The organism is Ruegeria sp. BHSC043, from assembly GCF_059612985.1.
The window spans coordinates 42,024-64,285 of the sequence record NZ_JBXWRS010000003.1 but is presented as its reverse complement, the minus strand read 5'-3'; the positions used below and the strand labels follow the sequence as shown (position 1 = coordinate 64,285).

Genomic DNA, 22,262 nt, shown 5'->3' with positions numbered 1-22,262 from the left:
GTTTGCGATATTTCCGTGAAATCATGAGGCCGCTTTCATCAGGCCCTGGGCGATGATCTCGGCCTGCGCCTCGTCCAGCGACTTGTAGATGCGCACGAACATCTCGTCGATATCGGCCGGGGTCAGAATCAGCGGCGGCGAAATGATCATCCGGTCGCCCACATGGCGCATGATCAGGTTGTTGGCAAAGCAGCGATCGCGGCAGATGTACCCGACCGTGCCCGGATCGGAGGCGAATTTGGCCCGGCTGGCCTTGTCCGGCGTCAGCGCGATCGAGGCCATCATGCCCACGATCTTGGCCTCACCGACCAGCGGGTGCTCAACCAGCGCCTCCCATTTCTGTTTCAGATAGGGGGCGGCGACATCGCGCACATGCTCGACGATCTTTTCTTCTTCCAGAATGCGCAGGTTTTCTAGCGCAACGGCCGCCGCGACGGGGTGGCCCGAATAGGTATAGCCGTGGTTGAACTCGGTCCCGCCGATCACCTCGGCGATCTCGCCATTGACGATCGAGCCGCCGATTGGCGCATAGCCCGAGCTGAGCCCTTTGGCGATGGTCATGATATGCGGGCGGATGTTCATGGTCTGCGAGCCGAACCAGTTTCCGGTGCGACCAAAGCCGCAGATCACCTCGTCGGCGATCAGCAGGATATCGTACTTGTCGCAGATGCGCTGGATTTCCGGCCAGTAGGTGTCGGGCGCGACGATCACGCCGCCCGCGCCCTGGACTGGCTCGGCGATGAAGGCGGCGACGCGGTCTTCGCCCAGTTCCAGAATCGCCTCTTCCAGCTCGCGCGCGCGGGCCAGGCCAAATTCCTCGGGCGTCATGTCGCCGCCCTCGGCCCACCAGTTGGGCTGGTTGATGTGGTGGATGTTCGGGATCGGGATGCCGCCCTGTGCGTGCATGCCGGCCATGCCGCCCAGCGACGCCGACCCGACGGTCGAGCCGTGATAGGCGTTGCGGCGGCTGATGATGATGTTCTTGTTCGGATGGCCCTTTTCCGCCCAATAGGTGCGAACCAGACGGATGTTGGTGTCATTGGCCTCGGACCCGCCGGCGGCGAAGAAGACATGATTCAGGTCGCCTGGCGCCAGCTCGGCCAGTTTGGCCGCCAGCGCGATGACCGGGACATGGGTCGTTTTGAAGAAGGTGTTGTAGTAGGGCAGTTCGCGCATCTGGCGTGCCGCCACCTCTGCCAGCTCGTCGCGGCCATAGCCGACGTTCACGCACCACAGACCGGCCATGGCGTCCAGAATTTCTTCGCCCTCGCTGTCGGTCAGATAGACGCCCTTGGCACGGGTGATGACGCGGGCGCCTTCCTTGCCCAGGGCATTGTTGGCCGAAAACGGGTGAAGGTGATGCGCCGCGTCCAGCGCCTGCAACTCGGCGGTCGGCATGTGGTTGGTGATGGTCGGCATCGGGAGGTTCTCCTGCAACAGCGGTTGGCGGCCAGAATATGATCAAATTTTTTCCTGTCAATCGACTTGGGCGCTCTCAGTCGTCCGCCAATGCCTCGGCCATCAGCTCCATGCCCTGTTCGATGTCTTGCGTCGTTGCTTTTGCGACCTTTTCCGCGTCACCCGCCCGCAACGCGCCGATGATATCCTTGTGCCGATCCGGCAGGCTTTGGGTGCCGAACCGCCCGCAGACGACGCGCAACGAAGGACCGAATCGCAGCCACAGACGCTCGGCCAGGTCCTTGAGGATCGGGGCGTTCGCGTGGTCATACAGCTTTTCGTGGAAGGCGTGGTTCAGACGCAGGTAGCCGCTGACATCACCATCCGCGATCATGCGATCCAGACGCCGGTCGATTTGCTCCAGCTGGTCGATGTCCGCCGTGGTCATTCTGCTGGCCGCGCGACGGGAAAGTTCTGATTCCACGGCGTTTCTGGCAAAAATCATCTGTTCGACATCCGCCGCCGTCAGCAGCGGAACGCTGACCCGGCGGTTGCCCTGAAAAATCAGCGCGCCATCCGAGATCAGGCGGCGGATCGCTTCGCGCACCGGGGTCATGCCGACCCCCAGTGATTCGGTCAGGCCCTGGATCGTGACCGGCTGGCCGGGTACCAGTTCGCCGAACAGGATCTGTGACCGCAACGTCCGATACACTTGTTCATGCGCCGGCGCCTTCTGCGCTCCGTCATCGACCCCGGATGCCTTATTTTTGATCAAATCCAAGTGTTTCACCTCGATCCCGATGGTCCTGACTTGTCAGGTTTGCTGCCGCGTGAAACCATACGACGGATCGACGGAAAACGCAAAACTTGATCAAATCCAAAAAAACGGGATGATACCCCTACACTTGCAGGGAGAAGAAAATGAAAATCAGAACGCTGACGATGACGGCGATCGCCGCCTTGGGGACGTCGGCCGCATTCGCGGAAGAGGTGCGCGTCTACAACTGGTCGGATTACATCGACGAAGAATTGCTGACCAAGTTCGAGGAAGAAACGGGCCTGACCCTGATCTATGACGTGTTCGACAGCAACGAGGTTCTAGAAACCAAGATGCTGGCCGGCGGGTCGGGCTATGACGTGGTGGTGCCTTCGGGCACGTTCCTGCAACGGCAGATCCAGGCCGGTGCGTTCCAGAAGCTGGACAAATCCAAGCTGCCGAACCTGGCCAACTTGTGGGACGTGATCGACGAGCGCACGGCGCAGTATGACCCGGGCAACGAATACGCCATCAACTATATGTGGGGCACCACCGGAATCGGGGTGAACGTGGGCAAGGTTCAGGAAGCGCTGGGCGAGGACGCCCCCATCGACAGCTGGGACCTGGTGTTCAATCCGGCGAACATGGAAAAGCTGGCCGGCTGCGGCGTGCATTTCCTGGACGCGCCGGCCGAGATGATCCCGGCCGCGCTGAAATATATTGGTGAAGACCCCGACAGCCAGGATCCGGACGTGATCGCCAAGGCAGAGGGCGTTTTCATGGCGGTGCGTCCCCACATCCAGAAGTTCCACAGCAGCGAATACATCAACGCGCTGGCCAATGGCGACATCTGCGTGGCCGTGGGCTGGTCGGGCGACGTTCTGCAGGCCCGCGACCGGGCGGACGAGGCCGACAACGGCGTGACAATCGCCTATCACGCGCCCAAGGAAGGCGCGCAGATGTGGTTCGACCAGATGGCGATTCCGGTGGATGCGCCCAACCCGGACGGTGCGCACAAGTTCCTGAACTTCATCATGGACGCCCAGAACATGGCGGCGGCCACGAACTATGTCTACTACGCCAACGGCAACAAGGCCTCGCAGGAGTTCATCCTGCCCGAGATCCTGGAAGACCCGGCGATCTATCCGCCCGCCGACGCGTTGGAGAACCTGTTCACCACCCGGCCCTATCCGGCCAAGGTGCAGCGGGTCGTGACCCGTCTGTGGACCAAGATCAAGTCGGGCACCTGATCAGGTGCTCGGGCGCAAGGCGGCGACTGCCCGCCTTGCGCATTCCCAGTTCCGGCTGACTTACGGGGGTCCCTTTGAACTCTACCGTCTTTGCGCCGTGGGACGACCCACAGGCGAAACCCTTGATCCAGTTCAAGAACGTCACCAAGCGATTTGGGGGATTCACGGCCATCGACAACCTGTCGCTGGATATCTTCGAACGTGAATTCTTTGCCCTGCTTGGTCCGTCGGGCTGCGGCAAGACCACGATGATGCGGATGTTGGCCGGGTTCGAGCAGCCCTCGGAAGGAACCATCCTGCTGAGCGGTCAGGACATCGCGCCGGTCCCGCCCAACAAACGGGCGGTGAACATGATGTTCCAGTCCTACGCGTTGTTTCCGCATCTGAACGTGTGGGACAACATCGCCTTTGGCCTGCGCCGGGACAACATGCCCAAGCATGATCTGGAAGACCGGGTCGAGGAAATGCTGCGCCTGACCCGGCTTGAAAAATTCGCCCGCCGCAAGCCACATCAGATCTCGGGCGGGCAGCGGCAGCGCGTGGCGCTGGCTCGGTCGCTGGCCAAGGCGCCCAAACTGCTGTTGCTGGACGAACCGCTTGGCGCGCTGGACAAAAAGCTGCGCCAGGACACCCAGTTCGAGCTGATGGACATTCAGGAAAAGACCGGCACCACCTTCGTGATCGTGACCCACGACCAGGAAGAGGCGATGACGGTCGCCAGCCGCGTTGCGGTAATGGATCAGGGCAAGCTGATGCAGGTCGCCACGCCAGACCGCATTTATGAAAACCCCAATTCCGTCTATGTCGCCGATTTCATCGGGGACGTGAACATCATCCAGGGCCGGGCCACCTCGATCGGCGAGGACACCTATCGCGTCGACTGGGCCGAGGGCCAGCCGCCGCTGACCGCGACGTCGGCCAACCGGTTTGCCGACGGTCAAACCTGCCACCTGGCCATCCGGCCGGAAAAGGTGACCATCTCGGCCGAGCGCCCGGCCGATGCCGTCAACGCCGTGCAGGGCAAGGTGCATGACATCGCCTATCTGGGCAATCTGTCCACCTATTACGTCGAACTGTCCAACGGCATCATCATCAAGGCGCAGACGGCCAATACCCGCCGCATCTCGCGCCGGTCCTTCACATGGGAAGACCCTGTCTGGCTGTCTTGGACGGCCACGGCGGCGGTTCTGCTGGCAGACTGATGCGCCGCGCGGTCCTGATCGCCATTCCCTATGTTTGGCTGCTGGCCCTGTTTCTGGTGCCGTTCTTCATCGTGTTGAAGATCTCGCTGTCGGACATCGCGCTTGCGATCCCGCCCTACACCCCGACCCTTGATCTGTCGCAGGGCTGGGCCGGGATCAAGGAATTCTTCAGCCAGTTGGATTTTGAGAACTTCGTCTGGCTAACAGAGGATGACCTGTACTGGAAAGCCTACCTGTCCAGCGTCAAGATCGCGCTGATCGCGACCGCGCTGACCCTGCTGGTGGGCTATCCGATCGCCTATGGCATGGCCCGAGCGCCCGAGGAATGGCGCCCGACGCTGATGATGCTGGTGATCCTGCCGTTCTGGACCTCGTTCCTGATCCGCGTCTATGCATGGATGGGGATCCTGTCGAACGAAGGCTACCTGAACCAGTTCCTGCTGTGGACGGGCATCATCTCGACCCCGCTGACCATCCTCAACACGCAGACGGCCGTCTATATCGGCATCGTCTACACCTATCTGCCGTTCATGATCCTGCCGATCTATGCCGCGCTCGATCGGCTGGACGGCTCGCTGATCGAGGCGGCCGAGGATCTGGGCTGTTCGCGTACGCAGGCCTTCTGGCTGGTGACCATCCCACTGTCGCGCCCGGGCATCATCGCGGGATGTTTCCTGGTGATGATTCCGGTGATCGGTGAATTCGTGATCCCGTCGCTGCTGGGCGGGTCGGGCACGCTGATGATCGGCAAGGTCTTGTGGGAGGAGTTCTTCTCGAACCGCGACTGGCCGGTGGCCAGCGCTGTGGCGGTGATCCTGCTGCTGATCCTGGTGATCCCGATCGTGCTGTTCCAGCGCAACCAGCAGAAACAGGCGGAGGCCGAGCAATGAACAGGCTGAGCTGGTTCAACACGGTCTCGCTGACGCTGGGCTTTGCGTTTCTGTACATCCCGATGGTGATCCTGATCATCTTCAGCTTCAATGAAAGCAAGCTGGTCACGGTCTGGGCTGGGTTCTCGACCAAATGGTACGGCGAGCTTATGCAGAACCAGGCGTTTCTGGATGCGGCCTGGGTCACCGTTCGCGTTGCCGTGTTCTCTTCGACGCTGGCGACCATTCTGGGCACCATGGCCGCCTATGTCATGGTGCGGGGCGGGCGGTTCTTTGGCCGCACGCTGTTTTCCGGGATGATCTACGCGCCGCTGGTGATGCCCGAGGTGATCACCGGCCTGTCGCTGCTGTTGCTGTTCATCGGCATCGGGCTGGACCGGGGCATCCTGACCATCGTACTGGCGCATACGACCTTTTCGATGTGCTACGTTTCGGTCGTGGTGTCCTCGCGGCTGGTGACGTTCGATCAGTCGCTGGAAGAGGCGGCGCTGGATCTGGGCTGCTCGCCGGCGCAGGCCTTTAGGTTGGTGACGCTGCCGATCATCGCGCCGGCGGTGATCTCGGGGTGGTTGCTGGCCTTCACCCTGTCGCTGGATGACCTGGTGATTGCGTCCTTCACGTCTGGACCCTCGGCCACGACCCTTCCGATCAAGATCTTCTCGGCCGTGCGTTTGGGGGTCAGCCCCGAAATCAACGCGCTGTCGACCATCATGATCGCCGTTGTCACCGTCGGCGTGATCACCGCTTCGCTGGTGTCGAAACGCGCGATGCTCCGGCAGCGGCAAGAGGAACAAGCCGCCGCGCGCACCGAATGAAACGGATCTTTCCTGCCTACACTTATGGCCCCGGCCCGCGCGCGGGGTGTTGGTGGGATGAAACCGTGCCGGCCCCCGAGTGGCCGGTACATGAAGGTGATCTATCGGTAGACGTTGCGATCGTCGGCGGCGGGTTCACCGGCATGTCGGCGGCGCTGCATCTGGCGCAGCAGGGCGTTTCGGTCGCCGTGTTCGAGGCGGAAACGCCGGGCTGGGGCGCCTCGGGGCGCAACGGCGGGTTTTGCTGCAAGGGCGGGTCGAAACTGGGCCATGCCGCCATGGTGCGCAGATACGGCCCCGCAGCGGCCGAGGCCTATGCGCAAGCCGAGGCAAATGCGGTAGCGCTGGTTGCCCAACTGTTGTCGGCGCACGGGATTCAGGCGGATGTGCATTCGCAGGGCGAGACCCGGCTGGCCCACACGCCGCGGGCGATGGAGGCGCTGCGGCGCGATGCCGGGCCAGACGGTATTTTGCACGAGACCCGTGACCTGCCGAGTCTTGGGCTGGGTGGGCGCTTTTTCGGCGGATACACCGACCCGGTCGGGTTTGCACTGAACCCGCGCAAATACCTGTTTGGTCTTGCCATGGCCGCCCAGGCGCAGGGTGCGCGCCTGTTTCAGCGCAGCCCGGTGCAGGATGTCCGGCGCGCAGGATCCGGGTTCGCACTTGCGCTGCCGCGAGGCTCCGTGCGGTCCGAAACCGTTCTGATCTGTACTAACGGCTATTCCAGCGAAGACATGCCCGACTGGTTGTCGGGCCGCTACATGCCGGCACAGTCGACGGTCATGGTCACGCGCCCGCTGTCCGAGGCTGAGTTGCAGGCGCAGGGCTGGACGTCGCGCCAGATGGCCTATGATACACGCAACCTGCTGCATTATTTCCGACTGATGCCGGACAATCGGTTCCTGTTCGGAATGCGCGGTGGTCTGATGTCCTCGCCCCGGGCCGAGCGCGCGATCCGGCGCAAGGTGGTGCGGGATTTCGCCCGCATGTTTCCGTCCTGGGCCGGGGTTGAGGCAACGCATCTGTGGTCGGGAATGGTATGTCTTGCCCGCGATCTGGTGCCGTTTGTCGGGCCGGTCGCCGATCGGCCTGGCATGTTCGCGGGGCTGGCCTATCACGGCAACGGTGTTGCGATGGGCACGTTTTGCGGCCGAGCCCTGGCGCAGTTGGTCCTGGGGCAGGATGCGAACATCCCGGACCCCATCGCGCGCCCGCCGGGGCGGTTTCCGCTGGGTCGATGGCGGCGCTTGTTGATGCCGCCGGCTTATGCCGTCATGGCATTGGCGGATCTTTGATCCGGTCTAACGGGCGTCCGCCAGCCCCGCAAGTTCCAGCGATAATCCGTTCTCATAGGCCGGGGCGCCGTTTTCGACGCGCCACAGGCAATAGGCCGCCATTCGCCAAGCGTACCAGGGTTTGAGTTCACGGTATCGTTCCGCGGTTTCCGTGCAGCCATAGGCCTGCAGGAACCGGATTTCCTGATCGTGGGTCAGCGGGCGGCCGCGGTAAATCTGCTGCATCGCAGGTGACAGAAACAGAGCCAGATCCTCGCACCGATCCCCGACCGCAGGGCATTGCCAATCGATCAGCATCGCCCCCGAGGGCGAGGTCAAGATGTTGCCGGCTACCGGGTCGCCATGGATCAGGCAAATCCGAATTGTTGGCGGAACGCTTGTTTCTGGCATCAGCCCCTGCAGTGTCTTTCGGAGCTTGTCGTGGCAGCGGCTCAGAATCTCCGAGCCATGGCGAGCAAGATCGGCACTGCCGTTTCGACCGGCAGGCGCGGCAACAGGCGGATTCATGTCATGCAGGCGTCGTAGTAACCGGGCGACAGATTCGACACCCCTCTGCCAAGGGGCGCCCGGCGCATGGTCATACAATACCCAACCGTCCTTTCTGAAATGTCCCGAAGCACGCAGCCGAGGCGCCATACCCGTTTCTGACAGCGCCCGCAGGCAGGCCGCTTCAAGCCGTGCATCATTGCGGAACAACGGATTGGTCTGGGTCGTGTCATACAGCTTGAGGACCTTGTCCCGACCACGGTCCATGATTTTCCACACCCGGTTGGTTCGCCCGCCATACAGCTTTTGAAAGCTGGCCCCATGGACAATCAGGCCACCTTGGAAAAGGTGCTCGACAAGGCCTGATGGTGGCAAGAGAAGCTGGGACAGGGTGGCACCCTTCGACTGAGAATCCGGATGCGCCCAGCATTGGCCTGCGCATTGGTCAAGTTCAAGCGCTCGCGCGCACCGCCGCGACCTCGGTCGCCGAAAGTGACGCGCCGCTGTCCAGCATCAGCACGATTCCCCCTTTATCCAACTGCGCCTCAACGACGCGGCTGAAGGCCGCAGCCGGCTTCTGGGACAGCAGATTGTCCCCCTTGTAGCTTTCCAGACTGGCGGTATACGCCCCTTCGGCAACCGGCGCGCCCGTGATGTCCAGACCGGGCCAGACGAATTGCCGGTCTGTTGCGGGAACGTCCAGCCGGGTGACCACGTCACCATTGATGTCGCGTATGACAAGCACGGCCTTGTCGGCGTTGGGGTCGGGGTCAGCAAAGACCGTTCGCGGTTGTCCGTCAAATTGAAATGCGGCGGGCGCCCGCACCTCAACCCCGACCCATCCAGACAGTTCATCGAGATTCGCGCCGTTCAGTGCCGCGGCCAGCCCGGTCAGCAACTTGTTGGTCTGGACCTGCTGTTCGACCATCGAAAACTGTGCCAGCTGGGCGGCATATTCGGAGGAATCCAGCGGCTCGAGCGGATCCTGATTCCGCGCCTGTGTGGTCAGCATCAGCAAGAAGGTTTCGAAATCGGATGCCAAACCCGAACTCTGCGATTGGGTTGTGGCTTGTCCCTGAGCTGTGGTCTGTGTCGCAGGGTTGGTGGCGTTGATCATGGGTCATAACCTCAAGTCGAGTGGGCGCGAAGGGTCGGGCCGGCGTGGAACCGGAGAATCGGGGTCGGGCGAAACGGGATCCGCCTCGGTTTGAATCGCGCCTTGATGCTTCGCTTCCCCCTGCGTTTCGGAGCCGGCGGCACCATTCGAATCGAATTCAAGGCCCCCATAGCCCAGTTGCTGGAACTCGGTCGACAGCAGCGAGATGTGGCGGCGCATCAGATCCAGGGTTTCCGGCCGTTCGGCGGCAATCACCAGGTGGATACCGTCTTCCCGACCCATCATTCTGATCGAGATTCGTCCCAGCTCTTCGGGGTTGAGCTGCAGCTCGATGCAGCCTCCTGCTCTCGCGGAAACCGACGCCGAAATCTGGCTGGCGATCGACCTGGCCAATTCGGCGCCCGAGGCGCGATGCGGCACGGCCGGCGGCGGCATGCTTTCATGTGCGGTGCGGGCGGCAGACGGCTGCACCAGCTGAGGCGTCTCACCCAGATCCTCAGGCGGCTCCTGCGTGTCAGGCTGAACCGGCGGGAGCGGCTGATGGGATTGATTGGGCGACAGAGACGCGGCTGCCGCCACCATTTTGGTGGGCGCTACGATGGGGCGCTGATCGGAAACCGGCTTGGGTTGGGTCGAATCGGTCCAAGGCGTTTCCGAAGCGGCGCGCATGTCGTGTTGCCGATCAAGCGATTCGGGGCGAAGCAGCAAGGCTTGGACGGCCGTCTCGCCCCGCGTGGTCGAGGAAAGCGAACCGGCGGATTGTGATGACCGCTCGGCAGTTGTGGCGGACGAGTCTTCTTGCAGAGACCCCGTCCGAGGCGCCACCGCCGACACCCCTTGGCCGTCTGTCATGGTGGACTTGATAGTCTTGGACGCCGCGCCGATGGCCGGAGCGCCCGGTGCGGTGGCCGTATCGTGCGGAACCGGCTTCGACCCCTGTTGGCCCCGAGGTAAGGGCGGCGGCATCGCCGCCGCGTCGTCCGGAATCGCCGGAAGAACTTCCGAATTGACCGACTCGCCCTGGGCGATTTCCAGATCCCCGTCCTGCGCCGCCAAATCGTCAGGGACGACGATCGGGTCCGCCTCCGGTTTTTTCCGGTCTGATGGCTGCAATTCGGCCACGAAGTCCGCAAAAGCCTTCTCAGGCTCGGCCTTTCTTGTGTTGCACGCCGACAAAGCAGCGCTTTTCGCCGTTTGGTCGGGACTCACTGTCAGTGGGTTGGGCATTTTGCTCCGGCTCCGTCTGCATGATCCGAACCTGCCCGCAGGAAGTTACGTTTATTTTAACCGCTCTTCGCTTTCATCGGGAAAGTTTCTGACAATTTTCGGAGTTGCTCATGATGATTTCAGCACTCACCCAAACAGCCCGCCCGGACGTGGGGACCAAGCTCAAGGCCGCCGCGGTCGAGCTGGAGGCGACATTTCTTGCAGAGATGTTGAAGGCCGCCGGCATGGGGCAGGCGCGACAATCCTTTGGTGGCGGCGCGGGCGAAGACCAGTTCTCGTCCTTTCTGGTTCAGCAGCAAGCACTGCAGATGGCCCGGGCCGGCGGGATCGGGCTTTCGGAAATCCTGTGCACTGCAATGATGGAGAAAACCGATGCAAAGTGATAACCGGCGCGTTCAAGCCCAGGCGCTTGAGGAGATTCTGGATCAGGAACGGTCGGCCTTGCTCGAGGGTGACCTGGAGCGGCTGAGCCAGATGCTGCCGCGAAAGGAGCAGTTGATCGAGGACCTGAACGCGCTGGAGGTGTCGGACAGTGACGATCTGATCAGGCTTCAGGCGAAGGTCAATAGAAACCAGAGCCTGTTGAGCAGCGCGGCCGAAGGGATCCGGACCGTAGCCGACCGCATGGCGGAACTGCGGAAGGTGCGTCAGGAGTTCACCACATATGACGCCAACGGTCAGCGGACCGGTCACGCGGTGCGGCATGCGGCCAAGCTTGAAAAACGGGCGTGATGACATTTGATTCAAATGCGTTTTTTTCCACGGGCGCGCCTTAGCACTCCGTTAGGAGATCAAACCCGATAGTGGTCCGGCACCTGCAAGACGGGTGGCGCGAAGGCCGCAAGGTTCCTCGCACAGGTCAGAACGACATTTGGCCCGCCGATCCCGGCGGGGTGTCAATGGGCGAAGAAGGCCCGAACGAACAAAGGATGAAAAGCATGTCCAGCATTCTGACAAACAACGGCGCAATGGTTGCGCTGCAAACCCTGAAATCGGTCAACAAGAACCTGGCCGCTACCCAGAACGCGATCTCGACCGGCAAGGACGTGGCAACGGCCAAGGACAATTCGGCGGTTTGGGCAATCTCCAAGGTGATGGAGTCCGACGTCAACGGTTTCAATGCCATCAAGGACAGTCTGGCGCTGGGCGAATCGACCGTGGCCGTGGCCCGGAACGCGTCGGAAACCGTAACCGATCTGCTGACCCAGATGAAAAACAAGATCGTGGCGGCTCAGGAGGACAACGTCGATCGCAGCAAGATCAACGATGACGTAAGCGCCCTGCGCGATCAGATCGCATCGGTTGTCGGCGCGGCCCAGTTCAACGGGCTGAACCTGGTGGATGGATCGGCCGGCACGGCATCGATTCTAGCGTCGCTGGACCGCGACAGCACCGGGGCGGTGACTGCGTCGTCGATTACCGTGAACGGTCAGAACCTGTCGACCGGAGGCTATTCGAGCAAAGGCGTTCTGGCCGGGTCGGACAACGCCACGACCGACAACGATGCTGCGGGCTTTACCATGGACAAGGCTGGCGGCACCGGTGATATCGTGATCGACAGTTCGACCGACAACTTCGCCGCCGGCGACAAGGTGACGATCACCATCGGTGACAAGGTCGCGTCCTACACCGTCCAGGCCGGCGATCTCGATCCGTCGGGTACTTACGACTCGGCCTATACTGACGCGATTGTCGCAGTCGGCTTGAAGAACCAGATTGACGCGCTGGGCATCACCGGCGTGGCCATCGACTATGACTCCAGCGCGCCCGGCACCCTGACCTTCGTGACCGGCACCGCCGCGGCAGGGGCTGACGCAGATCGCGACGTCACCGTTTCGGCCCAGTTCACCAATGCCGGGTCCGGCGGGCTTGGCGCGCTGTCCTCGATCGATGTCTCGACGAGCGCGGGCGCCGCTGCGGCCCTGGGCACCATCGAGACCCTGATCGACACCGCGATCGACGCGTCGGCGGCATTCGGCTCGGCGCAGGGTCGGATCGAAACCCAGAAGGAGTTCATCTCGAACCTGACGGACTCGTTCAAATCGGGCATCGGCTCGCTGGTGGACGCCGACATGGAAGAAACTTCGGCCCGTCTGCAGGCCCTGCAGGTGCAGCAGCAGCTGGCGACGCAGTCGCTGTCGATTGCGAACCAGGCGCCGCAGTCGATCCTGTCATTGTTCCGCTGATCCCAAAGCAATCCCGGGGCGCGATCCACGCGCCCCGGTTCTGACCGCCAGACCCAGTCGGCCAATTGGAAGGATTTCAAGTGACACTGCAAACGCTTGCTCAACGCGCCTACGCGCAGTCTGCCGCTCCGACCCGCACCCCGCGTGATACCGAGTACGAGGCAATTTCGAAAATCACCCATCGTCTGAAAGCGGCCGCGGCGCGAAAGGCATCGGATTTTTCGGGTTTTGTTCAGGCCCTGCACGACAATCGCAGGCTTTGGTCGGTTCTGGCAAACGGTGTCGCGGACTCAGACAATGCCCTGCCGAATGACCTGCGGGCGCGTATATTCTATCTGGCCGAATTCACCGAACAGCACACCGGTCAGGTTCTTGCGAGGAAGGCCGGGATTGAGCCGCTGCTGGAGATCAATCTTGCGGTGCTGCGCGGCCTGCGTCAGATGGGTGCTTCGTAATGGCGGGCCTTGTTCTGAAGCTGGCGCCAAAAGAGCGCGTTCTGGTGAACGGCGTGGTGATCGAAAACGGAGACCGGCGCAGTCGGTTTTCCATCCTGACGCCGGATGCAAACGTTCTGCGACTGAGGGACGCCATCCATCCCAATGAGGCCACGACGCCCGTCCGCCGGGTGTGCTATGCGGCGCAACTGGTCCTATCGGGAGATCTGGATGCCGCTCAGGCACGCCAACAGCTCCTGCGACGCATCGAGGAACTGAGCCAGGTCTTCACCGACCCTGACAGCCGCCGCGTACTGGGGCAGGCAACCGAAGCCCTGGTGGCCGAGCAATATTACAAGTGCCTGAAGGCGTTGCGGTCGCTTTTGCCGCGTGAAGAACGCTTGTTGGCCTACCGCCAATGACCTTTCAGCCGGTCATACCAACTGGCGGGCTGGTCGGCTGGCGCTTTTTGCAACGCACCTATGATGCCCAGTTGCAGGCATTTTCGTCTTCGGCCGTGAACGAGCGGGACACGCAGTATTTTTTAGAGAATATCCGCAACGTGCAGTCCGCCGAAGACCTGGTTTCGGATCGTCGGCTTTTGAGCGTTGCTCTGGGTGCCTTCGGGTTGGAGGACGACCTGGACAACCGGTATTTCATCCAGAAGGTTCTGTCCGACGGAACCAGCGCCGATGACGCTCTTGCCAACCGCCTTGCCGACAGCCGGTACCGCGAGTTTTCAGAGGCGTTCGGACTGGGGCCAGGTGAGGTGAAAAAAACGGTCCTGATCACGGATATGGAGCAGATCGCCCAGAGAAGCATCGTGTCCCGGTTCGAAACCTCGGTGGGTGAAACGGACGATTCCATGCGGATCGCGCTTTTCGCACAGCATGCCTTGCAGGACCTCGCGTCGCAGTCGGGGAGCGAAACAAAGAAATGGTACGACTTGATGAGTTTGCCGCCGTTGCGCAGCATGATGGAAACCGCGCTGGGGTTGCCATCAAGTTTCGGGCAGCTGGATATCGACAAGCAAATGGAGATTTTCCGGGACAAACTGTCGGGTTTGACCGGGTCCGGTGACCTGTCGCAGTTCTCCTCGGACGCGGCGGTGGAAACCCTGACCGACACCTATCTGGCGCGCCGTCAGATCGCCGATCTGCAAAGCACGATTTCGCCGGCGCAAACGGCTTTGATCTTGCTGGGCGGATCGGCGTGACCCGGTTTCGGGGTCGCTGTTGGCCAGCCGGAGGCGGGTCAGTTGCGTCCCTTGCGGATGCTTCTGACGCCGCGCTGTACAAGCCGGCTCAACCGCCAAGGAGACCTTCGGCCGGAGTATGCAGGGCAAAGCAGGTGACGGGGCGCGAGACATTGTGGAGCTTGAGCGGCCCCAGCGGCACGACGTCGGCGCATTCGGGTGCGATGTCCTCTGACACGAGGATGCGGTGGCCATTGGTTTTGCCCAATTCTCCCAGCCGAGCGGCGATGTTCGCGGCCCGGCCGATCACGGTGAAATCCAGCCGCTCGCGCGAGCCGACATTGCCGTAGGTGACCCGACCATAGGCGATGCCAATCGAGCAGTCGCAATGATGGTCAGCATCGGATGCCTTCAGTTCGGCCAATTGCTCGACGATCTTGATGGCGCTGCGTTGTGCGTTTGACCGCGCCCGTGCGGGTTCGTCTCCGGCGGGAAAGACCGCAAGCACGGCGTCGCCGATGAATTTCAGAACCTCGCCGCCATTTGTATGCACGATCCCCGAGACGGTTTCGAAGAACGCGTTAAGCAAGGTGATGTAGGCCGACCGTCCCAGTTTTTCCTCGAGACTGGTTGAATTGCGCAGGTCGCAGAACATGATCGCGGCATCGATGTCATCGCCGTCACCGCGCCGGATGTCGCCGCCCAGAACACGGGCGCCCGTGCGCTTGCCCACATAGGTCTCGAGCAGGGCCTGCGCGTTTTCGCGCTGGGTGAAGACCTCGTAGAAACGGGCGATGACGGAGGCGCATTCAAAGACCAGTCCGAGGTTCTCGGTCGTGAACCCATCCGGGTGGTCGCAGGTCAGGGTCAGGACATTTATGCGACCATCCGAGAACGGCAGGGGCATGGCGACATAATCCGTGCCGCCCTTGGCGCGCAGGTCTTCCATGATCGGGAAGCTGTGGCGCGGGTTGGCATCGGTCAACCGCTGCCGGACGCCACCCAGGCCGTTTGACACATGCCGCAGCGGGCTGTTGATGAAGGCCGGGTGGTCATGGATTTCATAGGTGGGAACATTGGTCGAAATCTCTTCGGCGCCCTTCTCCCAGATATAGTGTTTGCCGGCGATCAGCGGGTGCAGCGACCAGACCAGGACGCTGAGCCTTTGGATTGCGATTCCATGCTGCTGCATGTTCTCGGCCAGCGCCTTGGTGAAGGCTTCGGGTGTTCGAATCGTGCCGGCGCCCCGCATCAGCCAATCGATCAGGGGGCCGCTGATGTTGCCGTCCTGTACGCTGCGCAGCTGGTTTTCGCCAAGGTCGATGTGGGTATAGGTCTCGGGCATGAAACCGATATGGCCTTGGATGGCCTCGCTTTCGGGCAGCGAATCCTCGTAGGCCCAGACCGAATTGGACAGCCGTTCGTCGCCCAGGATCACGTCATGATAGGTGGCGGTGCCTTTGAACGGGCAGAAGGTCTGCAGATCGGTCTCGGGGCCGAGGTCGACGCAAACGTCTTCGCGCGGCACATAGATGACCGGTGCCAGCCGCGTTTCATACATGATCTTTGCATTGGTGCTTTCGGCCAGAACAAGATCGTCGCGGTAGATCGCGACGCGGCCTGTCAGCCGCTCGATCGCGATTTCATAGCCTTTGGTTTCGGGCGGGGCGTGGACGTTCATCAGCAACCTCCCGTGCCGGGTGTCTAAAGGATGGGCCTTGCAAGGCGGTTTTCCAAGGGGGGCAACGCAGATTTTACCGGTCGGGACCCGAGCCCGTCAGACCATCTTGATGACGTCCTTGTCGATCGACAGCATATAGCCTTTTTTGGCGATGTTCTTCACCAGCAACTCGCTGACCATCTGGTTGCCCAGCGCGTCGCGCAGCCGCTTGATGCGGGTCGCACCAGCGGCTTCGTCACAATCGCTGGCGTCTCGGCCCGAGATCATCGCTTCGATCTGGGCACCTGACAGAACTTCGTCGTCCAGCCGCGATTCGGCCAGCACCGACAGGGTCTCCATGGCGGCGGGCGTGAGTTTGAAATCCATGTTGTTCAGGTACACCGTGTTTTCCTCGCGGCTGATGAGCAGCGAGGTCACCTGGATGCCGGTGCGCTCGATCTGGGCCATGCGGCGGTTCAGTGCGGTCAGCATCACAAGAAAGACCAGCGCGGCCACAAGCATGGCGGTTGCGAATACCAGCAGCACGAAGATCACCATCCGGTAGCTGGCCAGCGTGTCGGCAAAGGCGGTCCCCGATTGGGCGAGGATTTCCAGCAGGCGGATCTCGGCTTGGGTGGTCAGATCGCTTTCGACGAACAGCCGCTCGACCCGCGCGTTGAAGGCGTTGGCGTCCGGAAGCGTCCAGAACAGGAAGGCTGCCGCCGTGATCAGGATGAGGACGATCGCCGCGATGCCGAAGCCGACGAGCCGGGCCCCAGAACGCCGCGCCTCAGAAACGGAGAAAGAATTTTCCGGCATTTTCCTTCCTTTGATCCAGACCCTCGGGGCCAAAGACCGAGATGACGTTCAGCAGCGTCCAGCCCGACTTTTTCAGCCGCTTTGCAATCTCTTGCCTGGCTGGCCCCGGCTGGCAGACCGGGACCTCCATCACGCCATAGTGCAGGCGCAGCGGGTTGTCCTGTTTGGCCTTGTAGTCGGCATAGCACTCTGCCGCCGCAGTGGTGGCGAGAAGCGATAGCAGCGTGGAAACCGCCAGGAAAGAGAGGATCTGTCTCATGGGCCGTATCCTGCGCATGGCTTGGCGCGATATTCAATATCTCAGGGGGGTTACACCAATGATATCGGATATCACTGGGCCGATATTGCCTGTCTTGCAGGGCCGGCAGCAAGGATGGTGCATCACTTCTGACGGTCGCAGACGCGGCCACGCAGTTCATCCGAAAGGACGTGTCCGATGCACAAGAAATTCATCGCCCTGGTCGTGTCGACCGCCATTGCCATCACCGGGATTTCGGCCTCGAAGGCGCGGGCTGCCGATGCCCATGACATCCTGGGCGGTCTTGCCGCCATTGCCCTGCTTGGCGCGGCCATCAATCATTTCGACAAACAGACACGGCCCAAGACGGTCACCCGTACCTACAATCACATCTACACCCCGCCAAAAGTGCAACCACCTGTCCGGCGTCCACACCATGTGCGCCCTCTGCCGCCCCGGGTTGCGCGCTATGACTTGCCGCAGCAGTGCCTGCGGGTCTTCAAGCACTATTCCACAGAGCGTCCGCTCTTGGCGACGAAATGCCTGGATAAGCACTACGACTATTCGGCCAGCCTGCCGCAACAGTGCAAGGTCGGATTCTGGAACGGCAAGAAGGTCGAGCGTGCGTACGAGCCGGCCTGTCTGCGCCAGAAGGGATACCGCGTGGTTTACTAGTAATACGTTTCGAGCAGGAGCGGCGCCGTCAGACGCGCCGTGCGGGAAGGGGGCGGCGCCGATCGCCCCCTTCTTTTGTCTTGCAGACCGGGGCGAAACACGGTTTGCCAATGGCATGACGACTCCGAATTTCGAACTGGAACAGGCGCTGATCGCGCAAGGCTACCCCAGGATCGCCGGCGTGGACGAGGTGGGGCGCGGCCCGCTGGCCGGGCCTGTTGTGGCCGCGGCGGTCATTCTGAACCCGCAGGACGTCCCCGAGGGTCTGAACGATTCCAAGAAATTGACCGCCCGCCGGCGGCTTGCGCTGGATGCGGATCTGCGCGCCCGGTCCGAATACGCCATTGCCGAGGCCAGCGTGGCCGAGATTGACGACCTCAACATCTTGTATGCTTCGCACCTGGCGATGGAGCGCGCCGTGGCGGCGCTGAAGCCGGCGCCGGACTATGTGTTGATCGACGGCAATCTGATCCCCAAGGGTCTGACCGTGCCGGCGCAGGCTGTGGTCAAAGGCGATGCGAAGTCAGTCTCGATTGCGGCGGCGTCGATCCTTGCAAAGAAATGGCGCGATCAGGTGATGGTGGATTTGGCGCAACAGCACCCGGGCTATGGCTGGGAAACCAATGCGGGCTATCCGTCCAAACAGCACCGCGAGGCGCTGCAAAATCTTGGGGTAACCCCACATCATAGACGTTCGTTCAAGCCCGTCCACAATATCTTGTATCAAGAGTAAATCGTAACCCCATGATTCAAAAAAGAAATTGACGGCGAATCCGGTTTGACTCATCCTTGTCTCAACCAAATGAGCGCAAAAGCGCCGTGGATATTGAGGCAGAGAAATGACGAAAACCCAGACACAGGGCGCGGCCGCGCTCCCATTAAACACGATTCTTTCCGGCGACTGCATCGAGGTGATGAACAGTCTGCCCGAGGCGTCGGTGGATCTGATTTTTGCCGATCCGCCGTATAACCTGCAGCTGAAGGGTCAGTTACACCGCCCCGACAACAGCCAGGTCGATGCGGTGGATGACCACTGGGACCAGTTTTCCAGCTTTGCCGCCTATGACAAGTTCACCCGGGCCTGGCTGAAGGCCGCGCATCGGCTGCTCAAGCCCAACGGGGCGATCTGGGTGATCGGCTCGTATCATAACATCTTCCGTGTGGGCTCGGCCCTGCAGGATGCGGGCTATTGGATCCTGAATGACGTGATCTGGCGCAAGTCGAACCCGATGCCGAATTTCCGCGGCAAGCGGTTCACCAACGCGCATGAAACGATGATCTGGGCCAGCAAGCGGGAAGGGGCCAAATACACCTTCAACTACGAGGCGCTGAAGGCGTTGAACGAAGGCGTACAGATGCGCAGCGACTGGGTGCTGCCGATCTGCACGGGCCACGAACGTCTGAAGGATGACAACGGCGACAAGGCGCACCCGACGCAAAAGCCCGAGTCGCTGCTGCACCGGGTTCTGATCGGTTCGACCAACCCGGGCGACGTGGTGCTTGACCCGTTCTTCGGTACCGGAACCACCGGCGCAGTGGCCAAGATGCTGGGACGCGAGTTCATCGGGATCGAGCGCGAGGAAAGCTATCGCAAAGTGGCCGAAAAGCGCATCGCCAAGGTGCGAAAGTTCGACCGTGACGCGCTCGAGGTCAGCGCCAGCAAGCGCGCCGAGCCGCGCGTGCCCTTCGGTCAGTTGGTCGAACGCGGCATGCTGCGCCCGGGCGAGGAGCTGTATTCGATGAACCGGCGTCACAAGGCCAAGGTGCGGGCCGACGGCACGCTGGTGGGCGACAACATCAAGGGTTCGATCCATCAGGTGGGCGCGCATCTGGAAAACGCGCCGTCCTGCAATGGTTGGACGTACTGGTGCTTCAAACGCGACGGAAAAACGGTTCCGATCGACGTGCTGCGCCAGCAGATCCGGGCCGAACTGCACAACTGATCACACCCATACCGCCGGTGCCTGTGGCCTGACACATGGTACCACGCCTTGCCCCGCCGAACCCGGCGGGGTCTTTTGTTTTTGGCCCGGTGATGTTTGGATGGTCGGACCTCATATCCCGCTACAATGCGAGGGAGCATCAGCCAATGACCGACACCGCCGCCACCCCGTCCCGGTTCGGGCGGTTTTTCGTGACCACGCCGGACAGGTTCGATCTGGACAACAAATACACCGAGGCCGCGCTGGAACGGCACAAGCGCGAAGGGCTGGAACTGGCCGTCCGCGCCCGCTGGATCGCCATGGCGCTGACCGGTGTCCTGCTGGTGTTTCTGAACCCGAACTGGGATGTGATGTGGTACCATTTCATCCTGCTGCTGCTCTGCGGCAACGGCTGGTTGATCCGTCGCGCCGGCCGGGTGGGCCAATCCCGGATCGAGCTGTTGTTGATTTTCGCCGATCTGCTGATCATGACGCTGGGCATGATCGTCCCCAACCCGTTCAGCGACGATGTGCGCCCACTGGCGATGCAGTACCGGTTCGACAATTTTCAGTATTTCTTCGTCATCTTGGCCGCGGGTACGCTGGCCTATTCCTGGCGGACGGTGATCGCCATGGGCAGCTGGACGGCCCTGATGTGGACGGTGGGCTGGATCGTCGCCTGGTGGGTGGCCACGCCCATCCCCGGGCTCAGCGAGGCGGTCGCCGCCGCGTTGCAGGGCTATCCTGCCGTGGCTGAATTGTTGGACCCAAACAGCTTCATGGTTCCGATGCGCGTGCAAGAGGTGATCGTGTTCATGATGGTCGCGGTCACGCTGGGCGTGTCGATGCGGCGGCTCAATCGTCTGTTGATCTCAAACGCCGGGCTGGAACGAGAACGCGCCAACCTGTCGCGATACTTCTCGCCCAACGTGGTTGAGCAACTGAGCCAGAACGACGAGCCGCTCAAGCAGGTGCGCAAGGAAAACATCGCGGTTCTGTTCATCGACATCATCGGCTTCACCAAATTTTCGGCCGGGCGTGACCCCTATGAAGTGATCGAGGTGCTGCGGGGCTTTCACGCGCGAATGGAGGCCGAGGTGTTTCACCATCACGGCACGCTGGACAAATATCTGGGCGACGGTCTGATGGCCACGTTCGGCACTCCGGTTCCGACCCCGTTGGACGCGGTCAACGCCCTGTCCTGCGCGCGGTCGATGGTGGACATCATCGACCGGTGGAACCTCGAACGGCGCCGGGCCGGGGAAGAAGAGATCCAGGTGGGCATCGGAGTGCATTTCGGCCCGGTGGTTCTGGGCGATATAGGCGCCAATCGGCTGGAATTCGCGGTGATTGGAGACGCGGTGAACGTGGCCGCCAAGCTTGAGGCGATGACCCGCGAGATGGGGGCCCGTGTCGTGGTCTCGGACGAGCTGCATGAACAGGCGCTACGGCAAGCGGATTCTGCCGTCGACCTGATAGCTGGGTTCGTGCGGCATGACCGGCAGGTGATCCGCGGGGTCGACCAGCCGATGACCATCTGGACGCTCTAGGCGCGCGGCATCGGCAGCTCTGCTCTGTTGTAGGGCCGCCAGTTGGTGATCTCGGGATAGTACTGTTGCCGCCAGGCCCGCACCCGCGGGTTCATCATGCGCCGCCACAGCGGCGGGATCATTGCCGCGACCGTCATCACCGGATAGCCATAGGGCAGTTGCGGGGCCGCCTCGGCTGGGTGGTTCTGCAGCAGCGGAAACCGCCGGTTGGGCTTGTAATGATGGTCCGAGTGGCGTTGCAGATTGATCAGCAGCCAGTTCGAGGCCTTGTGCGCGGCGTTCCACGAATGGCGCGGCCGGACATGTTCGTATTTGCCGTCGCCCAGGTATTTGCGCGTCAGTCCATAATGCTCGACATAGTTGACCAGCTCCAGCTGCCAGATCGCGGTGCCCGCCTGAACCAGGAACAGCCCCAGCCCCGCCCATCCGCCGAGCAGCAGCGCCAGCGCCAGCATCAGCCCCTGCAGCCCCCAGTACCGCCAGAACGGGTTCGACCGGTTCGTCCAGCTCAGACCCTTGCGCGCCAGCTTGGCCTTCTCGGCCTGAAACGCGGACACCAGGCACTGGCGCAGGACGCGCGGATAAAAGCGGTGGAACCCTTCGTTGTAGCGCGCGGTCACCGGGTCGCGCGGCGTGCCCACATAGCGGTGATGCACCAGCAGGTGTTCGGACCGAAAATGCGAATACAGCACCATCGCCAGTAGGATGTCGCCCAGCCACCGTTCCAGCCGGCCCTTCTGGTGCATCAGCTCGTGGCTGTAGTTGATGCCGATCGTACCCGAGATCACGCCCATCCCGAAGAAAAGTCCGATCTTTTCCAGCGATGACAGGTGTTCGGCGCGGGTGGCGTACCAGATCAGGCCATAGAGCGTGAAAAACTGGACCGGCACCCAGGCCTTGGTCAGCAGGACGTACCAGCGCAGCGCGTCCTCGGGCGTTTCGGGGTCGGCGTTTTCAAGGTTCAGCCCGGTCAGGCCGTCCAGCGCCGCAAACAGCCACCAGGTAGACAGCGGCACCAGCAGCACCCACCAGCCGCCGGCAAAAGCGGTGAACCACAGAATCGGGATCAAAAGGAAGGAAACCCAGAAGGGCAGGGCCGATTGCCAGCGCGACAGGGTGTCAGTCGGGATCATGGTTCAGGCT

General features: G+C 61.9%; 24 protein-coding genes. 15 read left to right on the top strand and 9 right to left on the bottom strand.

The window, feature by feature from the left end:
- Positions 1 to 21: 21 nt before the first annotated feature.
- Positions 22 to 1,419 carry an aspartate aminotransferase family protein gene (locus tag AC2FMM_RS07085; protein WP_496796171.1) on the bottom strand — a complete coding sequence of 466 codons (1,398 nt, stop codon included), beginning with the start codon at positions 1,417 to 1,419 and terminating at the stop codon, positions 22 to 24.
- 76 nt (positions 1,420 to 1,495) lie between these two features.
- On the bottom strand, positions 1,496 to 2,179 hold the full coding sequence (locus tag AC2FMM_RS07080) for a GntR family transcriptional regulator (RefSeq protein WP_496680743.1): 684 nt from the start codon (positions 2,177 to 2,179) through the stop codon (positions 1,496 to 1,498).
- 140 nt (positions 2,180 to 2,319) lie between these two features.
- Between AC2FMM_RS07080 and AC2FMM_RS07075 the strand changes: the two genes are divergently transcribed.
- From AC2FMM_RS07075 to AC2FMM_RS07055, 5 genes are all read left to right on the top strand, one after another.
- Positions 2,320 to 3,405, top strand: a complete 1,086-nt coding sequence (locus AC2FMM_RS07075) for a polyamine ABC transporter substrate-binding protein (RefSeq protein ID WP_496796170.1) — start codon at positions 2,320 to 2,322, stop codon at positions 3,403 to 3,405.
- A gap of 74 nt (positions 3,406 to 3,479) precedes the next feature.
- Positions 3,480 to 4,607, top strand: coding sequence for an ABC transporter ATP-binding protein (locus tag AC2FMM_RS07070; RefSeq protein WP_496680747.1), 1,128 nt, complete (start codon positions 3,480 to 3,482; stop codon positions 4,605 to 4,607).
- Complete coding sequence (locus AC2FMM_RS07065; RefSeq protein ID WP_005980379.1) at positions 4,607 to 5,497, top strand: ABC transporter permease subunit; 891 nt, start codon at positions 4,607 to 4,609, stop codon at positions 5,495 to 5,497. The genes AC2FMM_RS07070 and AC2FMM_RS07065 overlap by 1 nt, the downstream gene beginning before the upstream one ends.
- Positions 5,494 to 6,312: an ABC transporter permease gene (locus AC2FMM_RS07060; RefSeq protein WP_496680750.1), complete on the top strand. Its 819-nt coding sequence runs from the start codon at positions 5,494 to 5,496 to the stop codon at positions 6,310 to 6,312. Before AC2FMM_RS07065 ends, AC2FMM_RS07060 begins: the two co-directional genes overlap by 4 nt.
- Entirely contained in the window at positions 6,309 to 7,610 is a 1,302-nt protein-coding gene (locus tag AC2FMM_RS07055) for an NAD(P)/FAD-dependent oxidoreductase (protein ID WP_496796169.1), read from the top strand. Before AC2FMM_RS07060 ends, AC2FMM_RS07055 begins: the two co-directional genes overlap by 4 nt.
- Positions 7,611 to 7,616: 6 nt before the next feature.
- Here the strand turns inward: AC2FMM_RS07055 and AC2FMM_RS07050 are convergent, their stop codons facing one another.
- From AC2FMM_RS07050 to AC2FMM_RS07040, 3 genes are all read right to left on the bottom strand, one after another.
- Positions 7,617 to 8,471 (bottom strand): phosphotransferase family protein, encoded by an 855-nt coding sequence (locus AC2FMM_RS07050; protein ID WP_496796168.1) that lies wholly within the window; start codon positions 8,469 to 8,471, stop codon positions 7,617 to 7,619.
- 76 nt (positions 8,472 to 8,547) lie between these two features.
- Positions 8,548 to 9,213: a flagellar hook capping FlgD N-terminal domain-containing protein gene (locus AC2FMM_RS07045; protein WP_496796167.1), complete on the bottom strand. Its 666-nt coding sequence runs from the start codon at positions 9,211 to 9,213 to the stop codon at positions 8,548 to 8,550.
- 3 nt (positions 9,214 to 9,216) lie between these two features.
- Positions 9,217 to 10,335 (bottom strand): flagellar hook-length control protein FliK, encoded by a 1,119-nt coding sequence (locus tag AC2FMM_RS07040; protein WP_496796166.1) that lies wholly within the window; start codon positions 10,333 to 10,335, stop codon positions 9,217 to 9,219.
- Between the two features lie 215 nt (positions 10,336 to 10,550).
- Between AC2FMM_RS07040 and AC2FMM_RS07035 the strand changes: the two genes are divergently transcribed.
- The 6 genes from AC2FMM_RS07035 to AC2FMM_RS07010 all read left to right on the top strand — a co-directional run bounded on the left by AC2FMM_RS07035 (position 10,551) and on the right by AC2FMM_RS07010 (position 14,276).
- Positions 10,551 to 10,823 carry a rod-binding protein gene (locus AC2FMM_RS07035; RefSeq protein WP_496680761.1) on the top strand — a complete coding sequence of 91 codons (273 nt, stop codon included), beginning with the start codon at positions 10,551 to 10,553 and terminating at the stop codon, positions 10,821 to 10,823.
- The gene (locus AC2FMM_RS07030; protein ID WP_496688624.1) at positions 10,813 to 11,172 is read left to right on the top strand and encodes a flagellar biosynthesis protein FlgN; all 360 of its coding nucleotides are present in this window, start codon (positions 10,813 to 10,815) and stop codon (positions 11,170 to 11,172) included. Before AC2FMM_RS07035 ends, AC2FMM_RS07030 begins: the two co-directional genes overlap by 11 nt.
- Before the next feature lie 206 nt (positions 11,173 to 11,378).
- Positions 11,379 to 12,626, top strand: coding sequence for a flagellin N-terminal helical domain-containing protein (locus AC2FMM_RS07025; protein WP_496680766.1), 1,248 nt, complete (start codon positions 11,379 to 11,381; stop codon positions 12,624 to 12,626).
- Between the two features lie 80 nt (positions 12,627 to 12,706).
- Complete coding sequence (gene flaF / locus AC2FMM_RS07020; protein WP_496680768.1) at positions 12,707 to 13,081, top strand: flagellar biosynthesis regulator FlaF; 375 nt, start codon at positions 12,707 to 12,709, stop codon at positions 13,079 to 13,081.
- Positions 13,081 to 13,482, top strand: coding sequence for a flagellar biosynthesis repressor FlbT (flbT, locus tag AC2FMM_RS07015; RefSeq protein ID WP_496680771.1), 402 nt, complete (start codon positions 13,081 to 13,083; stop codon positions 13,480 to 13,482). Before flaF ends, flbT begins: the two co-directional genes overlap by 1 nt.
- Positions 13,479 to 14,276 (top strand): DUF1217 domain-containing protein, encoded by a 798-nt coding sequence (locus AC2FMM_RS07010; protein WP_496710774.1) that lies wholly within the window; start codon positions 13,479 to 13,481, stop codon positions 14,274 to 14,276. The genes flbT and AC2FMM_RS07010 overlap by 4 nt, the downstream gene beginning before the upstream one ends.
- 88 nt (positions 14,277 to 14,364) lie before the next feature.
- On the opposite strand, the gene AC2FMM_RS07005 is transcribed toward AC2FMM_RS07010, so the two are convergent.
- From AC2FMM_RS07005 to AC2FMM_RS06995, 3 genes are all read right to left on the bottom strand, one after another.
- A complete protein-coding gene (locus AC2FMM_RS07005) occupies positions 14,365 to 15,936 on the bottom strand; it encodes a DUF427 domain-containing protein (protein WP_496796165.1) in 1,572 nt (523 codons plus the stop codon).
- Positions 15,937 to 16,032: 96 nt separating this feature from the next.
- Positions 16,033 to 16,734: a winged helix-turn-helix domain-containing protein gene (locus AC2FMM_RS07000; protein WP_496683970.1), complete on the bottom strand. Its 702-nt coding sequence runs from the start codon at positions 16,732 to 16,734 to the stop codon at positions 16,033 to 16,035.
- Entirely contained in the window at positions 16,706 to 16,993 is a 288-nt protein-coding gene (locus AC2FMM_RS06995; RefSeq protein ID WP_496683969.1) for a hypothetical protein, read from the bottom strand. The genes AC2FMM_RS07000 and AC2FMM_RS06995 overlap by 29 nt, the downstream gene beginning before the upstream one ends.
- Positions 16,994 to 17,170: 177 nt before the next feature.
- Here AC2FMM_RS06995 and AC2FMM_RS06990 point away from each other — a divergent pair, with 177 nt between their 5' ends.
- From AC2FMM_RS06990 to AC2FMM_RS06975, 4 genes are all read left to right on the top strand, one after another.
- Positions 17,171 to 17,647 (top strand): hypothetical protein, encoded by a 477-nt coding sequence (locus AC2FMM_RS06990; protein ID WP_496710771.1) that lies wholly within the window; start codon positions 17,171 to 17,173, stop codon positions 17,645 to 17,647.
- Positions 17,648 to 17,762: 115 nt separating this feature from the next.
- A complete protein-coding gene (gene rnhB / locus AC2FMM_RS06985; protein WP_496796164.1) occupies positions 17,763 to 18,380 on the top strand; it encodes a ribonuclease HII in 618 nt (205 codons plus the stop codon).
- A 106-nt stretch (positions 18,381 to 18,486) separates the two neighbouring features.
- Entirely contained in the window at positions 18,487 to 19,590 is a 1,104-nt protein-coding gene (locus tag AC2FMM_RS06980) for a site-specific DNA-methyltransferase (protein WP_496796163.1), read from the top strand.
- A 146-nt stretch (positions 19,591 to 19,736) separates the two neighbouring features.
- The gene (locus AC2FMM_RS06975; RefSeq protein ID WP_496796162.1) at positions 19,737 to 21,119 is read left to right on the top strand and encodes an adenylate/guanylate cyclase domain-containing protein; all 1,383 of its coding nucleotides are present in this window, start codon (positions 19,737 to 19,739) and stop codon (positions 21,117 to 21,119) included.
- Here AC2FMM_RS06975 and AC2FMM_RS06970 read toward each other — a convergent pair.
- Positions 21,116 to 22,252: an alkane 1-monooxygenase gene (locus AC2FMM_RS06970; protein WP_496742434.1), complete on the bottom strand. Its 1,137-nt coding sequence runs from the start codon at positions 22,250 to 22,252 to the stop codon at positions 21,116 to 21,118. The two genes, AC2FMM_RS06975 and AC2FMM_RS06970, sit on opposite strands and share 4 nt — an antisense overlap.
- Positions 22,253 to 22,262: the final 10 nt, after the last annotated feature.